The following is a 1,279-nucleotide window of genomic DNA, read 5'->3' on the forward strand; positions in this document are numbered from 1 at the left end:
CCCGCCCACCGGCGGGCATCAGGCCAGCCCCCGGCCGCCGGATCAAGGGCGCGGGCCTGCAACCGGGGCGTGTGCCCGCTCCGGTTGACCCCGCCGGAGGCTTCCCCTAACCCGCCCGCCTTCTCCAACAACCAAGGGATGACTGGATGCGGATCCGGATCGCGCTCGCCTGCCTCGCCGCCCTCTCGGGCCTCTCGACGGCCGCCCAAGCCCGACCAATTCACGCCCGACCCGCCACGAGCTACGTCTCCTTCCAACCCCAGGTCCGCGGCCTCGGCTGCCTGCAGCCCCGCACCCGCGCGATGATCGCCCGGCTGACCGCCCGCGTCGGACCGATCCAGATCACCTCGACCTGCGGCGGGCGCCACGCCCACAACTCGCAGCACTATCGCGGCGCGGCGGTCGACTTCCGGCCCCGCGCAGCCTCCGTCGCCCGCACGCTCGCGGCTTTGCGCGGCATGCCCGAGGTCGGCGGCATCGGCTCCTATCCGGGCGGCCTCATCCACGCCGATACGGGCCCGCGCCGGCTCGCCTGGCACGGGAGCGCCCGCCACCGCGTCGCCCGGGCGCATCGCGGCTACGCGCGCTACGCGGTTCGGCGCGGGTCGTCCCGGTCGGGCTCCGTCTGATACGGTCTTCGGCCGAACCATGCGCCCGGAAGCCGTCTGATCCGCAGTCCGGGGTATTTTTCGGGATGCCGAGGGATATCCTCCTCCCTGCGCGCGGGGGAAGCCGCACCGATCGAGGCGGCGGCCCCTGGCTCCGCCTGCGGCGGGTGGTAAGCTCCGGCGCGAGGAGGCCGCCGGACGATGACCGAGATCGCAGGTTCGCCCTTCGCCGACCTCGCCGGGCCACCGGCCCCGGGCGACCCGCTGCGGGCCCGCATCCGCGCCGCCGGCCGTCGATCCGAGCCCGAATGCCTGCTGCCGCTCCTCGCCGAGGCCGCCCCGACCCCGGCCGAGGAAGCCGTGGCCGGGCCGCTCGCCCGCCGCCTCGTCGAGGCGCTGCGTGCGCGGGGGCAGCGCGGCCCGGTCGAGAGCCTGATGCGGGAATACGACCTCTCGACCCGCGAGGGCGTCGCGCTGATGTGCCTCGCCGAGGCGCTGCTGCGCATCCCCGACGCGGCGACCCGGGACGCGCTGATCCGCGACAAGGTCGGCGGCGGCGACTGGCAGGCCCATCTCGCCCATCCCGCCTCGCTCTTCGCGGGCGCGGCGACCTGGGGGCTCGTGGTGGCGGGCGCCATCCTGGCGCCCGACGCGCCGGAGGGGCTCGGGCC

At 76.1% G+C, this 1,279-nt stretch carries 1 protein-coding gene and 1 pseudogene; both read left to right on the forward strand.

Annotated features, from left to right (window positions below; translation table 11 throughout):
• Positions 1-146: 146 nt before the first annotated feature.
• On the forward strand, positions 147-629 hold the full coding sequence (locus AX737_RS06290) for a DUF882 domain-containing protein (RefSeq protein WP_066919913.1): 483 nt from the start codon (positions 147-149) through the stop codon (positions 627-629).
• Positions 630-809: 180 nt separating this feature from the next.
• Positions 810-1,279: pseudogene (locus tag AX737_RS06295) on the forward strand (trifunctional transcriptional regulator/proline dehydrogenase/L-glutamate gamma-semialdehyde dehydrogenase); the annotation flags it as partial.

Origin of the sequence: Methylobacterium sp. CCH5-D2 (assembly GCF_001556475.1) — a bacterium.
Classification (GTDB): domain Bacteria; phylum Pseudomonadota; class Alphaproteobacteria; order Rhizobiales; family Beijerinckiaceae; genus Methylobacterium; species Methylobacterium hispanicum.